Source organism: Streptomyces sp. P17 (genome assembly GCF_032436805.1).
Lineage (GTDB): Bacteria > Actinomycetota > Actinomycetes > Streptomycetales > Streptomycetaceae > Streptomyces.
The window spans coordinates 254,951-268,278 of record NZ_JAVRBF010000001.1 but is presented as its reverse complement, the minus strand read 5'-3'; the positions used below and the strand labels follow the sequence as shown (position 1 = coordinate 268,278).

Here is a 13,328-nt window from a genome sequence, read left to right as displayed (position 1 = left end):
CGTGCCACTGCGGTGTGCTGGAGCTCACGGACTGCCCTGCGGCCCAACGACGATCCCCGGGACCTGAGCCGGATACGTGCCACTGCGGTGTGCTGGAGCTCACGGACTGCCCTGCGGCCCAACGACGATCCCCGGGACCTGAGCCGGATGCGTGCCACTGCGGTGTGCTGGAGCTCACGGACTGCCCTGCGGCCCAACGACGATCCCCGGGACCTGAGCCGGATACGTGCCACTGCGGTGTGCTGGAGCTCACGGACTGCCCTGCGGCCCAACGACGATCCCCGGGACCTGAGCCGGATACGTGCCACTGCGGTGTGCTGGAGCTCACGGACTGCCCTGCGGCCCAACGACGATCCCCGGGGGGACTGAGCCGTATGCGAGCCACCCTGCGCTGGGCGCACTCCGATCTGCGCGCGCACCGCGGCGAGGCGCTGTTCCTCGTCCTCGCCACCGCGGGCGTCGTCGTCTCCCTGCTGCTGGCCACCGCCCTCTTCGGCTACGCCACCAACCCCTGGCAGCGCGTCTTCTCCCAGTCCCGCGGCGCCCACGTATGGCTGCACACGGGCCCGTCCGCCGACGCGGGCCGACTGAACGCGCTCGACGGCGTCGCCTCCGTCGCCGGCCCCTACCCCACCGCCTCCGCCACCCTCGCCTCCCGCGGCGCCCGCGCCTCGGTCGAGCTGCGCGGCACCCCGGAGCAGCCCTCCGTCGGCCGCCCGCTGCTCACCGCGGGACACTGGCTGGACCCGGCCACCCCCGAGGGCGTCGTCCTGGAATCCCGCCTCGCCCGCACCCTCCTCGCCACCCCCGGCGACACCCTCACCCTTCCCGGCACCGCACGCACCCTCACCGTCCTCGGCATCGCCGACAGCGCGGAGCCCCGCTACCAGCCCGGCGAACGGCCCGGACTCGTCTGGGCCCTGCCCTCCGCCGTGCGCGACCCGAGCGGCCAGGTCACCGGCCTGCGCCTGACCGACCCCGAGGACACCGACTACGCCGTCCAGCGCGCCGTCACCGTGCTGGGCGCCGGCGCGGTCGGCGAGGTCACCACCTGGCAGCAGGCGCGCGCCGAGGAACAGGGCGACAACCGGCTGATCGGACAAGTGCTGGGCCTGTTCGGCCTGGGCGCCCTCATCGCCGCCGGCCTCGCCGTGCACGGCGCGATCGGCACCCGGATCCGCGGCCACCTCCGCGACATCTCGATCCTGAAGGCGATCGGCTTCACCCCGGGCCAGGTCGTCCGCGTCTACCTGCTCCAGCACCTCGCCTACGCCGTGCTCGGCGCCGTCTCCGCGGCCGCGCTCACCCAGGTCCTGGGCAACCGCCTCCCCGGCCGCCTCGGTGACGCGGTCGGCGTGTGGCAGGGTCTGCCCGGGCACGCGGTGGCCCTGTTCGCGGTCCCGGCCTGCGCGGTCCTGTTCATCGCCGGGACCACCGGCCTCGCGGCCTGGCGGGCCGGCCGTGTGCCCCCGGTACCGGTGCCCCGGCCGGCGGCCTCGGCGGGCGGCGGACTGTCGGGCCCGGTCCGGCGGATGCTGGGCATACGGCTGTCCCCCGCGCTGGTGCTGGGCTGGCACACGGCGTTCGCCCGTCGTCCGCGCACGCTGGCCACCGTCGCCCGGCTCGCGCTGCCGCTACTGCTGATCGTCGTGGCGCTCAGCGCCTGGAGCACTATCGACCGCTTCCAGAGCAGGCCCGAGCAGATCGGCCTGCCCACCGCCCTCACCGTCCACACGGACTCCGGCATCGGCGCCCGGGACGCCCGCGCGCTCCTGGAACACGACCCACAGGTCGCCGCGGTCTACCCGGGCGTCGAGGTCGCGGCGCTGGTCCCGGGCCAGACCTCCACCATCGCGCTGCGCGGCCTGGGCACCCGGGAGGACCCCTACCCCTACGCCCTCGCCGAGGGCCGCCCCGCGCGCGGCCGTGACGAGGCGGTCGCCGGGCAGGGCCTGCTGAATCTGCTGGACATACGGGTCGGCGACTGGGTCCGGATGACGGTGGGCGACCAGCCGCAGATCCTGCACATCGTCGGCCGCAGCATCGAACCGGACAACGCGGGCCGGGTGATCTCCACGTCCCTGGACACCCTGCGGGACAACGACCCCGCCCTGGCTCCCAGCCGCTACGAACTCCAGTTGCGCGCGGGCGCGGACGCCTCCGAGGTCGCGAACCGGCTGACCTCGGCCGGTCAGGGCCAGGTGAATGTGCACGCCGTGCCCAACCCCGCCGACGGCCTCTCGCCGCTGCGCGGAGTCGTGGTCGGATTGATCGCCGTGCTGGCCCTGATCGGGTTGATCGAGCTACTCACGGCCATCGGCGGCATGGTCCGCGAGGGCGAACGCGATCTGCTGGCCCTGAAGGCGATCGGCCTGTCACCCCGCCAGATCACGGGCATCACGGTCACGGCGACGGCGTGCATGACGCTGGCCGCGGTCGTGGCGGGCACGGCCCTGGGGGCGCCGCTCGGGCGGTGGCTGATCGACGCCCAGGGCAGATCGAGCGGCATCGGCTCCGGAATAGCGGACGGCCCGTCGGCAGCTCTCCTGCTGGCGTTCGGCACGGCGGCTGTAGTGGGGTCGGCCGCGCTTGCCGCGCTTCCGGCGGCCAGGGCCGGCCGGCGTCGGTTGACGGACACATTGAGCGCCGTGGCCTGAAGCGCCCCGACAGGGGCGCGGGGCTGTATCGATATGCGGCTCCGCCACGCGGGCGCGACCAGCCCCCACGAACCCGCAGACGAATCCGCAGCCGTCACCCCCAGGATCTCGTCGAAGGCGATGCCACCCTCGACGGCGGTGTGGACGCCCACCGCGGCGACCGCCCCGGCGATGATCCTGACGCGCTTGAGGGCCTCGACGGACGAATCGAGCGAGGCCGGTATCCACGAGGGGGTCTGGTCGAAGCGGGCGACTGTCCGCCGCCCGCTTCCCGTGTCACCGTCCGCGCAGCTCCCGGTACTTGGCGACCAGCGCCTTGGAGGACGTGTCGAGACCGGGGACCTCGGCGCCTTCGGTGAGGGCGGGCTCGACGCGCTTGGCGAGGACCTTGCCGAGCTCCACGCCCCACTGGTCGAAGGAGTCGATGTTCCAGACGGCGCCCTGGACGAACACCTTGTGCTCGTAGAGGGCGATCAGCTGGCCGAGCACCGACGGGGTCAGCTCACGGGCGAGGATCGTGGTCGTCGGGTGGTTGCCCTTGAAGGTCTTGTGGGCGACCAGCTCCTCCGGCACGCCCTCCACGCGCACCTCCTCCGGCGTCTTGCCGAAGGCCAGCGCCTGCGTCTGGGCGAAGAAGTTCGCCATCAACAGGTCATGCTGCGCCTTGAGTTCCTCGCTCAGCTCGGCGACCGGCTCGGCGAAGCCGATGAAGTCCGCCGGGATCAGCTTGGTGCCCTGATGGATGAGCTGGTAGTAGGCGTGCTGCCCGTTGGTCCCCGGCGTGCCCCACACCACGGGCCCGGTCTGCCAGTCCACCGGGTGTCCGTCGCGGTCCACCGACTTGCCGTTGGACTCCATGTCGAGTTGCTGGAGGTATGCGGTGAACTTGGACAGGTAGTGGCTGTAGGGCAGCACGGCATGCGACTGGGCGTCGTGGAAGTTGCCGTACCAGATGCCCAGCAGGCCCAGCAGCAGCGGCACATTGGACTCGGCGGGGGCGCTCTTGAAGTGCTCGTCGACGAGCCGGAAGCCGTCGAGCATCTCGCGGAAACGGTCCGGGCCGATGGCGATCACCAGGGAGAGGCCGATCGCCGAGTCATAGGAGTAGCGGCCGCCGACCCAGTCCCAGAACTCGAACATGTTGGCCGTGTCGATGCCGAACTCCGCCACCTTCTCGGTGTTCGTCGACAGCGCCACAAAATGCTGGGCGACGGCTTCCTGACCGGCGTTCAGCTCTCCCAGCAGCCAGTTTCGCGCCGAGGTGGCGTTGGTGATCGTCTCGATGGTGGTGAAGGTCTTGGAGGCGATGATGAACAGCGTCTCCGCCGCGTCCAGGTCGCGGATGGCCTCGTGCAGATCGGCGCCGTCGACGTTCGACACGAAACGGACCGTCAGCTCGCGGTCGGTGAATGCGCGCAGCACCTCGTAGGCCATGGCGGGACCCAGGTCGGAGCCGCCGATGCCGACGTTGACGACGTTCTTGATGCGCCTGCCGGTGTGGCCGGTCCACGCGCCGGAGCGGACCCGGTCGGCGAAGTCGCTCATCCTGTCGAGGACGGCGTGCACCCCCGGCACGACGTTCTCCCCGTCGACCTCGATGACCGCCTCGCGCGGGGCGCGCAGCGCGGTGTGCAGGACCGCCCGGTCCTCGGTGATGTTGATCCGCTCGCCGCGGAACATGGCGTCGCGCAGCCCGAACACCTCGGTGGCGGCGGCCAGCTCACGCAGCAGGCGCAGCGTCTCGTCGGTGACGAGGTGCTTGGAGTAGTCGACGTACAGGTCGCCGACCTGGAGCGTGTAGCCGGTGCCGCGGCCGGGGTCGGCGGCGAACAGCTCGCGCAGTCCGACCCCGCCGAGCTCCTCGCGGTGCTTGGCCAGTGCGGTCCACTCGGGAGTCTGGTTGAGCCTGGTACGGCCGTCTTGGTTCATCTCGGACTTCAGCCTTCTTTCGTACCTGTCCCCGCTGTTCCAACCTAGTTGATCAGCGGGTGACATGAGCTGTCGTGCTGTCGTCGTGCGGGGCAACAACAAGTACGTCCACCTTGAGTACAGGTATCAGCGCGATGACGGACAGGACGAAGAACGCGGCCGCGAGCAGGGCCGGGCTGTTGAGTCCCCAGGCGGTGGCGACGGCTCCGCCGAGCAGCGCGCCCAGCGGCGCCCCGGCGACGCCGAGGGTCCGGAAGGCCGAGCTGACCCGGCCCAGCATGTCGGCCGGACTGCGCTGCTGCATCAGGGTCGTGGTGTTGACGTTCCACACCATGCCCATGAACCCGAACACGGCCAGGGCGAGGGCCAGTGCGGCCATGCTCCGCACCGAGCCCATCACGACGAGCGCGCCGATCTGCACGACCCCGGCGACCAGTACCGCCCGCACCCGCCCCACCCGTGCGACGAGCCTTCCGCCCATCAGCCCGCCGGTCAGACTGCCGGCCGTGTACGCCGTCATCGCCACCGCGTATCCGGTGGTGCCCGCGTCCAGCCAGCCCGTCACCAGCAGCACCAGTGTGGCGATCAGGGCGCCCATGCCGATGTTGCACAGGGCGGTGGCGGCGCACAGTCCGCGCAGGGACCGGTCCCGCCACAAGGCGCGCAGACCTTGGGCGATCTCCCCGCGCAGGGTGCTGCCCGCCGGTCCGGGAGTGCGCTCCGGCGGCGCGGTCCGCAGCGAGGCGACCAGCGCCGCCGCCACCAGGAAGGTGACCGCGTCGGCGAGGAAGGGTGCCGCCGCCCCGGCCGCGATCAGCAGCGGCACGGCCGGCGCGCCCAGCAGGCCGCCCGCGACTCTCTGCCCGGTCATCAGACGGGCGTTGGCGCTGCCCAGTTCGGCGCGGCCGACCAGGGCCGGCAGCAGGGCCGTCGACGCGTTGTCGAAGAGGGTCTGGAGGGTGGTCAGGGCGAAGGCCAGGGCGATCAGCAAGGGGATCGAGGCGTGCCCCAGAGCGACGGCCACCGCGAAACAGGCGACCAGCAGCCCCCGTACCGCGTCCACCGTCCACATCGCGCGCCGCTGGTCCACCCGGTCGGCGACGGCGCCGCCCAGCAGCCCGAAGACAAGCCAGGGCAGATAGCCGCAGGCGGTCACCGCGGCGATGAGCAGCGGCCGGTCCGTCAGCGTCGCGGCGAGCAGCGGCAGCGCGGCCGTACGCAGGGCGTCGCCGAAGCTGGAGAGCACGGCGGCGCTCCACAACCGCCCGAAACCCCCGCGCCACGCCGGTGCGCTCGGATCCCCCGACTCGACCGTCACCACGTGTCCCCCTCACGATTCGCCCGATGCACAAAGATCGATGCACAAACCGTAGAGGGCACCACTGACAATCGGCCGGGGCGCGGGGGCCGGCAGGCCGCGAAACAGCTACGGCCAGGCACTGCTCGGTGCCTGGCCGGTCCTCAACTTCTAGATCTCGCCCCGCAGTTTGGCGAGCGCTTCGGCGAGGATCGCCTCGCCGTCCGCGTCGCTGCGCCGTTCCCGTACGTAGGCGAGGTGGGTCTTGTAGGGCTCGGTGCGCGGCGGGTCCGGCGGGTTGTCCCGGTCCTGCCCGGCGGGGAAGCCGCAGCGCGGGCAGTCCCAGGTGTCGGGAACCTGCGCGTCGCTGGCGAAGCTGGGCTGGGTCTCGTGCCCGTTGGAGCACCAGAAGGAGATGCGCAGCCGCGGCGCGGACTCGCCGCGCTCGGCCTCGCCCATCGGCCCCGCCCCGACCCGGCTTCCTCGGATCGCGTTGCCACTTGCCACGGTCGTAACTCCCTGCGTGATGGTGCCGCGAAGCGAGTCGGCGTTTCGCTTCGTTGCGAGCGCCTCAGTCTACGTAAGGCCCAACGCGCGTCCAGTGATTGGAGTTACAGGCCCCACATCTAGACGCAAGCCCCATGATAGGCCGCGCTCAGCTGCGCGTACCGAACATGGGGCCTTACGTACGGATTGTGCGTGCCGGTCAGTTGTTCACCTTCATCAGAAGGCCAAGCACGACAATGCACGCGAACCACAGCAGACCGACCACGACAGTGATCCGGTCGAGGTTGCGCTCGGCGACCGAGGAGCCGCCGACGGACGACTGCATGCCGCCACCGAACATGTCGGAGAGGCCGCCGCCCTTGCCCTTGTGCATCAGCACCAGCAGCATCAGCAGACCGCTGAACACGATCAGGGCGATCGAGAACCCCATAACCACGGCTGGACCAACTTCCTCGGATCTGGATGGACGACAGGGGCACAGCCACCGGGCTGTGCCCCCGCAAGGGTACGACGGATCGCCGCTACCGCATACTCACTGGTCGAGTCACTGGTCGCGGAAGCGCACGATCTTGACGAACTCGTCGGCGTCCAGCGAGGCGCCGCCCACCAGCGCGCCGTCGATGTCGGCCTGCGCCATGATCTCGGCGACGTTGCCCGCCTTGACCGAGCCGCCGTACTGGATGCGGACCTTGTCGGCCAGCTCCTGGGTGTACAGCTCGGCGATCTTGGCGCGGATGGCGGCACAGACCTCCTGGGCGTCCTCGGCGCCGCAGACCTTGCCGGTGCCGATGGCCCAGACGGGCTCGTAGGCGATCACGACGGCCTCGGCCTGCTCGGCCGGGAGGTCCTTCAGACCGCCCTCGACCTGGGCGAGGGTGTGGCTGACGTGGTTGCCCGCCTCGCGGACGTCCAGTTCCTCGCCGACGCACAGGATCGGGGTCAGACCGTGTTTGTAGGCGGCCTTGACCTTGGCGTTGACGATCTCGTCGGTCTCGTTGTGGTACTGGCGGCGCTCGGAGTGGCCGATGGCCACGTATGTGCACTTCAGCTTGGCCAGCATCGCACCGGAGATCTCGCCGGTGTAGGCGCCGGAGTCCTGCGCGGAGAGGTCCTGGGCACCGTACTTGATCTTCAGCTTGTCGCCGTCGACCAGGGTCTGTACGGAGCGCAGGTCGGTGAAGGGCGGCAGGACGGCGACCTCGACGGCCTCGTAGTCCTTGTCGGCCAGGGCGAAGGCGAGCTTCTGGACGTGGGCGATGGCCTCAAGGTGGTTGAGGTTCATCTTCCAGTTGCCCGCCATCAGCGGCTTACGGGTGGTCATTGAGGGTCAGTCCTCCAGTGCGGCGAGGCCGGGGAGCGTCTTGCCCTCAAGGTATTCGAGGGAGGCGCCGCCGCCGGTCGAGATGTGGCCGAATGCGTTCTCGTCGAAGCCCAGGATGCGCACGGCCGCGGCGGAGTCACCGCCGCCGACGACCGTGAAGGCCGGGGAGTCGAGGAGTGCCTGGGCGACCGCCTTGGTGCCCTCGGCGTAGTCGGGGTGCTCGAAGACGCCCATGGGGCCGTTCCAGAAGACGGTGGCCGCGTCGGCGAGCTTCGAGGCGTACAGCTTGCGGGTCTCCGGACCGATGTCCAGGCCCTCCTGGTCGGCGGGGATGGCGTCCGCGGCGACGGTCCTGGGGTTGGCCGGGGCCTTGGTCTTCAGGTCCGGGAACTCGGTGGCGACCAGGACGTCGACCGGGAGGACGATCTCGACGCCGTTCTTCTCGGCGCGCTCCATGTACTCGGTGACGGCCGGGATCTGGTCCTCCTGGAGGAGGGAGATGCCGACCTCGTGGCCCTTGGCCTTGAGGAAGGTGTAGGCCATGCCGCCGCCGATGAGGATGCGGTCGGCCTTGCCGAGCAGCCGGTCGATGACGGCGAGCTTGTCGGAGACCTTGGCTCCGCCGAGCGCGACCACGTAGGGGCGCTTCACGTCCTCGGTGAGCTTCTTCAGGACGCCGACCTCGGTGGCGATGAGGTAGCCGGCGTAGTGCGGCAGCTTGCCCGGGAGGTCGTACACGGAGGCGTGCTTGCGGTGCACCGCGCCGAAGCCGTCTGCGACGTAGACGTCCGCGAGGGCGGCGAGCCGGGCGGCGAAGGCGGCGCGCTCGGCGTCGTCCTTGGCGGTCTCGCCGGCGTTGAAGCGCAGGTTCTCGATGACGGCGACCCGGCCGTCGGCGAGGCCCGCGACCGTGGCCGTGGCGGACTCGCCGACCGTGTCGGTCGCGAAGGCCACGTCGGCGCCGAGGAGTTCACCGAGCCGGGCGGCGGCCGGGCCGAGCGAGAATGCGGGGTCCGGGGCACCCTTGGGGCGGCCCAGGTGAGAGGCCACGATCACGCGGGCGCCCGCCTCGGCGAGGGCCTTGACGGTGGGCAGGACGGCGCGGATCCGGCCGTCGTCGGTGATCGTGGTGCCGTCCAGCGGCACGTTGAGGTCGGCGCGGACGAAAACCCGCTTGCCGGTGACGCCTTCGGCGAGGAGTTCGTCGATCGTCTTCATTGAGAGGGCTCCCGAGAAGTGTTCGTGATGCTCGTGATCCTAAGAGGGCCGGTCTGTACGTGAGACAGGGCCCGGACGGCGCGTCCCTGCGCCGCCCGAGCCCTGCTGTCACATCGAAGTGCCTGCTCCGGAGATCAGAGCTGGTTGCCGACGAAGACCGTGAGGTCGACGAGGCGGTTGGAGTAGCCCCACTCGTTGTCGTACCAGCCGATGACCTTCACGCTGTTGCCCTCCTGGACCATGGTCAGGGAGGAGTCGAACGTGCAGGACGCCGGGGCGTTGACGATGTCGGAGGAGACGATCTCGTCCTCCGTGTACTCCAGGATGCCCTGGAGCTGGCCCTCGGCGGCCTTCTTGAAGACCGCGTTGACCTCGTCCTTGGTGACCTCGCGGCTGAGTTCCACGACCAGGTCGGTGACCGAGCCGGTGGGGACCGGTACCCGCATGGCCATGCCGTCCAGCTTGCCCTTGAGCTGCGGGAGCACCAGGGCGGTGGCCTTGGCGGCACCGGTGGTGGTCGGGATGATGTTCTCGGCGGCGGCACGCGCGCGCCGCAGGTCCTTGTGCGGGAAGTCAAGGATGCGCTGGTCGTTGGTGTACGCGTGCACCGTGGTCATCAGACCGCGGACGATGCCGAAGTTCTCGTCCAGGACCTTCGCCATGGGCGCCACACAGTTCGTGGTGCAGGAGGCGTTGGAGATGACGTGGTGGTTCGCCGGGTCGTACTTGTCCTGGTTGACGCCCATCACGATGGTGATGTCCTCGTCCTTGGCCGGAGCCGAGATGAGGACCTTCTTGGCGCCGCCGGCGATGTGCTTTTCGGCGTCGGCCTTCTTCGTGAAGATGCCGGTCGACTCGATGACGATGTCGACGCCCAGCTGACCCCACGGGATGTCGGCGGGGTTGCGCTCGGACAGGACCTTGATGGTGTGGCCGTCGACCGTGATCGTGTCGGCGGTGTGGGTGACCTCCTGCTTGAGGCGGCCCAGAATCGTGTCGTACTTCAGCAGGTGAGCGGTGGTCGCGGTGTCACCCAGGTCGTTGACAGCCACGATCTCGATGTCAGCACCCTGCTCCAGGAGCGCGCGGAAGTAGTTGCGACCGATACGACCGAAGCCGTTGATGCCTACGCGGATCGTCACGAACCGATCTCCTCGTTGGTACGCCGGCCATGCGGTGCCGGCGAGCTGTATTTGGGATGTCCCCGACCGCCTACGACCCTACCTCCCTGAGGCCCCCGAGGTGACATCGAGATGCCCCATACACGGGCAGGCGGTCCGTACCCGCCAGTAGGGGTACGGACCGCCCCCGGACTTCATCGTCCTGTCATCCGATGATCACAGGGAGTAGGTCCGGTCTCACCCGTCCAGAGCGGTGAGCGCCTTGCCGATCAGGGCCGCACGGTCGGCCGGGGCGACGACGTGCTCCAGGCCGAAGCCCAGCAGCACGGTGTCGTCCGTGGTGACCGCGCCGTACGTCTGGAAGAGCTGACCCACGCGCGACCAGTCCTTGACCACCGCGGGGCTGCCCGCGGGCGGGCCGGGCACGTTCCAGGCGCCCAGCGACGTCTCGAAGCCCTCCGTCTCGACGGCGCTGCCGCCGATCACCACGGAGGCGTTGTCGACGAGGACGCCCCGGCCGCCGGAACCGGGGTCGGTGATGTAGCCGAGCGAGACCTCGACGGTCTTGCCCGCATAGGCGGACAGGTCGAAGGAGACCTCCTGCCAGCCCGCCGACGCCCCGGTGAAGCTGTTCCAGGAGCCGCTGGTGCCGGTCGGGGTGCAGGCGCCGCCGGCGAGTGTCAGATACCGCTTGAGCGCCGGGTGGGCCTGGATGAAGTACCCGGCCGAGCACTCCTCGGGCACCGCGGTGCTGGTGGCGCCGCCCTTCTCCGGCAGCGTCGTCCAGTCGTCGCCGTCTGCCGTACGCGCCTCCAGCACGGCGTGGTCGTAGCCCGGCTCGGTGCTCCACAGCATCCGGGTCCGCAGCGTCGGTGCCTGCGCGGCGGTCACCGAGGTGAGGTCGATGGTGCGGGTGAGGCGGTTCCAGGCGTAGTCGCTGTGCGTGACGGCCGCCATGGAGCTGCCCTCGTACGGGCCGTACGGGTTGACGGTGCCGGGGTAGCGGCCCGCTCCGGCGCTGGCGAACTGCGGGAACCTGTCCACGGGCAGGGTCTCGGAGGTGACGCTGTAGGAACCGGCCGCGTTCAGCGGGTTGCCCGGCGCTCCGGCCAGTGCGCCCTTGGCGCCCGCGAGGTCACCGGCTCCCTCGAAGGAGGTGGCGCCGGGCAGCGAGGTACGGCTGTAGGCGCCCAGGTAGTACTGGCTGAAGTCGTTGGACAGGGTGCCGCCGCCGAGGTCGACATTGCCCCCGGCCTGCTCGCCGGCCTCGATCAGCTTGCCTCCCTCGTTGAGGAAGGCGCGCAGCTGGAGCTGGGTGGCGTTGCCCGGGAGGCCGGCGCCCGTGTAGTGGACGACGGTGTCGAAGTGGCCCAGCACGCCGAGCGCGTCGGGCGCGCCCTGGGTGGCCACGTCCCAGACGACGGCCTTGTATCCGTTGGCCTTGAGCGCGTCGACGTAGGTCTGCGCCTGGGTGGCGGCAGCGCCCTCCTCGGCTACGACGAGCGTGTCCGCGCGCGGGCGTTCGGCCACGGTGTAGGTGAAGTGCTCGCTGGAGACGGGCTTTCCGCTGCGGGTCTTGCCGGTGAACCACACCTCGACCTTGTCACCGACGTCGCCGTCGGCGACCTTGGCGCGGTACTCGTCGAAGTAGAGGTTGTCCTCACCGCCGTAGGTCTCGCCGCCCTTCCATGGCCGGAGCGCCACGTCGTGCGTACGGCCGCCGTTGACGCGGTACTTGAGCTCCTTGTCGCGCACGGACTTCCGGGCGACGACGGAGACCTCCTGGTCGGCGCCGCGGGAGTACGACGTGGTGAACGGCGCCGGGGTGAAGTCGGCGGCCTTCAGGCCGAGCGAGGAGGACGGCTGGTCCGGGCGGGCGGCGGACTCGGCGACGGAGAGCGCGAACGGGATGTTCTTGGCGACCTCCTGCTGGATCAGCTTCTCGTCGTCCGGGAAGTTGAAGATGGACTGGCAGTCGCCGGGGAGCCAGGCGTCGTTCGGGTCGACGTTCGAGGCGGTCTGGCAGGTCGACATCTCGGGGGTGAACATCGCCAGGCCGTTGACGTTGGAGGCGTGTCCGTCCGCCTCGCCGTTGGTGGTGTACAGCTCCGAGGAGACCTGGGGGTGGTAGCCCGGGACGGCGGGGTTGTCGGGGGTGCCGGCGAGCGCCTTGTAGAGGACGTCGTCCGGGGTGTTGGTGGCCACCTGCCAGCCGACGCCGTAGAGGATGAGCTCGGCGGCCGAGTGGTAGTTGATGCCGAGTTCGAAGCCGATGCGCTTCTGGAAGGCGTCCAGCGCCTTGGTCTCCGGCTCGGAGCCCGGGGCGTCACCGCGGTAGGTCTGGCTGGTGGGGTTGGGGGACGAACCCTCGTCGTCGTAGCCCCACTTGTAGGCGAAGTTGCGGTTGAGGTCGACGCCGTCGCCGGTGCTGATGGCGCCGTCGCCGTTGACGTCCCGCATGTTCTTGCGCCACAGGCGGTCGCCCGTGTCCTGGAAGGTGTAGTCGTAGCCGTCGGGGTTGGCCGAGAGCACGAACCACAGTTCGGTGGTGTCGACGATCTTCTTGATCCGCTTGTCCGTCTGGTAGTTGTCCAGGTAGTGGCGCATCAGCCGGCGCGTCATCTCCGGGGTGATCCACTCGCGCGCGTGCTGGTTGGACATGTACAGCACGGAGGGCTTGGCGCCGTCCTGGGACTTCTTGGCGTTCTTGGTGAGCTTCAGCGCCAGGATGTCCTGGCCGTTCACCGTCTTGCCGATGGAGACGACCTTGGTGAGGCCGGGGTTCTCCTGGCTCGCGCGGAGGATCTCCTCCTTCAGGCCGCCGCTGCCGCTGTAGGGCCGGAAGACGCCCTCGGCGGCCGCCTCGGCGCGCTGCTCGGCCTTGGCGGACAGAGTGTGCTCTTTGAGCTCGACGCCCTGCTTCTCGAGGTTGTCGGCCTGCTTGTCGGTGAGGTAGACCTCGATCGTGGCGGTGCCCTTCTCGGGCGCCCGCTCACTGAGTTCCTGGCCGTCCTGTCCGGCGGCCAGCAGCAGCGGGATCTGCTTCTTGGTGACCTCGGCGCGGAAGACCTTGACCTCGTCGGCTTCGGAAGTGTCCGACCTGCCGTTCTGTGCCTGGGCGATGGGTGCGATGCTCGCTCCGCCGATCAGGAGCGCGCCGACAGCGAGGATCGATCTCGCTCTGTGTCTCATGAACCCCCCTAGCGTGGGTTCGCCACGTCAGCGAACAGATGCCAGGCTCATGACACTTCATGATCGAGTCAAGGGTGCCTCAAGGA

The 13,328-nt window shown here is 70.0% G+C and carries 9 protein-coding genes; 1 reads left to right on the top strand and 8 read right to left on the bottom strand.

Annotated elements, in window-relative coordinates; translation table 11 throughout:
* The first annotated feature begins 374 nt into the window (after nt 1–374).
* Nucleotides 375–2,657: an FtsX-like permease family protein gene (locus tag RMT89_RS01250; protein WP_315882000.1), complete on the top strand. Its 2,283-nt coding sequence runs from the start codon at nt 375–377 to the stop codon at nt 2,655–2,657.
* Nucleotides 2,658–2,933: 276 nt separating this feature from the next.
* Here RMT89_RS01250 and pgi read toward each other — a convergent pair whose 3' ends face one another.
* From pgi to RMT89_RS01210, 8 genes are all read right to left on the bottom strand, one after another.
* Nucleotides 2,934–4,586 (bottom strand): glucose-6-phosphate isomerase, encoded by a 1,653-nt coding sequence (pgi, locus tag RMT89_RS01245; RefSeq protein WP_315881999.1) that lies wholly within the window; start codon nt 4,584–4,586, stop codon nt 2,934–2,936.
* Nucleotides 4,587–4,638: 52 nt separating this feature from the next.
* Complete coding sequence (locus RMT89_RS01240) at nt 4,639–5,907, bottom strand: MFS transporter (RefSeq protein ID WP_315881998.1); 1,269 nt, start codon at nt 5,905–5,907, stop codon at nt 4,639–4,641.
* 147 nt (nt 5,908–6,054) lie between these two features.
* The gene (locus tag RMT89_RS01235) at nt 6,055–6,390 is read right to left on the bottom strand and encodes an RNA polymerase-binding protein RbpA (protein ID WP_003957010.1); all 336 of its coding nucleotides are present in this window, start codon (nt 6,388–6,390) and stop codon (nt 6,055–6,057) included.
* A 199-nt stretch (nt 6,391–6,589) separates the two neighbouring features.
* Nucleotides 6,590–6,820, bottom strand: coding sequence for a preprotein translocase subunit SecG (gene secG, locus RMT89_RS01230; protein ID WP_015661252.1), 231 nt, complete (start codon nt 6,818–6,820; stop codon nt 6,590–6,592).
* Between the two features lie 114 nt (nt 6,821–6,934).
* Nucleotides 6,935–7,711, bottom strand: coding sequence for a triose-phosphate isomerase (gene tpiA / locus RMT89_RS01225; protein WP_315881997.1), 777 nt, complete (start codon nt 7,709–7,711; stop codon nt 6,935–6,937).
* Between the two features lie 6 nt (nt 7,712–7,717).
* Nucleotides 7,718–8,929 (bottom strand): phosphoglycerate kinase, encoded by a 1,212-nt coding sequence (locus tag RMT89_RS01220; protein ID WP_315881996.1) that lies wholly within the window; start codon nt 8,927–8,929, stop codon nt 7,718–7,720.
* A 134-nt stretch (nt 8,930–9,063) separates the two neighbouring features.
* Nucleotides 9,064–10,071 (bottom strand): type I glyceraldehyde-3-phosphate dehydrogenase, encoded by a 1,008-nt coding sequence (gene gap, locus RMT89_RS01215; protein WP_315881995.1) that lies wholly within the window; start codon nt 10,069–10,071, stop codon nt 9,064–9,066.
* Nucleotides 10,072–10,287: 216 nt separating this feature from the next.
* On the bottom strand, nt 10,288–13,242 hold the full coding sequence (locus tag RMT89_RS01210; protein ID WP_315881994.1) for a M14 family zinc carboxypeptidase: 2,955 nt from the start codon (nt 13,240–13,242) through the stop codon (nt 10,288–10,290).
* Between the last annotated feature and the right edge of the window lie 86 nt (nt 13,243–13,328).

What these genes read in the sequence shown, in the direction of transcription:
- RMT89_RS01220 (WP_315881996.1), bottom strand. Translation starts at nt 8,929, where the DNA reads ATGAAGACGATCGACGAACTCCTCGCCGAAGGCGTCACCGGCAAGCGG.
- tpiA (WP_315881997.1), bottom strand. Translation starts at nt 7,711, where the DNA reads ATGACCACCCGTAAGCCGCTGATGGCGGGCAACTGGAAGATGAACCTC.
- RMT89_RS01210 (WP_315881994.1), bottom strand. Translation starts at nt 13,242, where the DNA reads ATGAGACACAGAGCGAGATCGATCCTCGCTGTCGGCGCGCTCCTGATC.
- RMT89_RS01250 (WP_315882000.1), top strand. Translation starts at nt 375, where the DNA reads ATGCGAGCCACCCTGCGCTGGGCGCACTCCGATCTGCGCGCGCACCGC.
- pgi (WP_315881999.1), bottom strand. Translation starts at nt 4,586, where the DNA reads ATGAACCAAGACGGCCGTACCAGGCTCAACCAGACTCCCGAGTGGACC.
- secG (WP_015661252.1), bottom strand. Translation starts at nt 6,820, where the DNA reads ATGGGGTTCTCGATCGCCCTGATCGTGTTCAGCGGTCTGCTGATGCTG.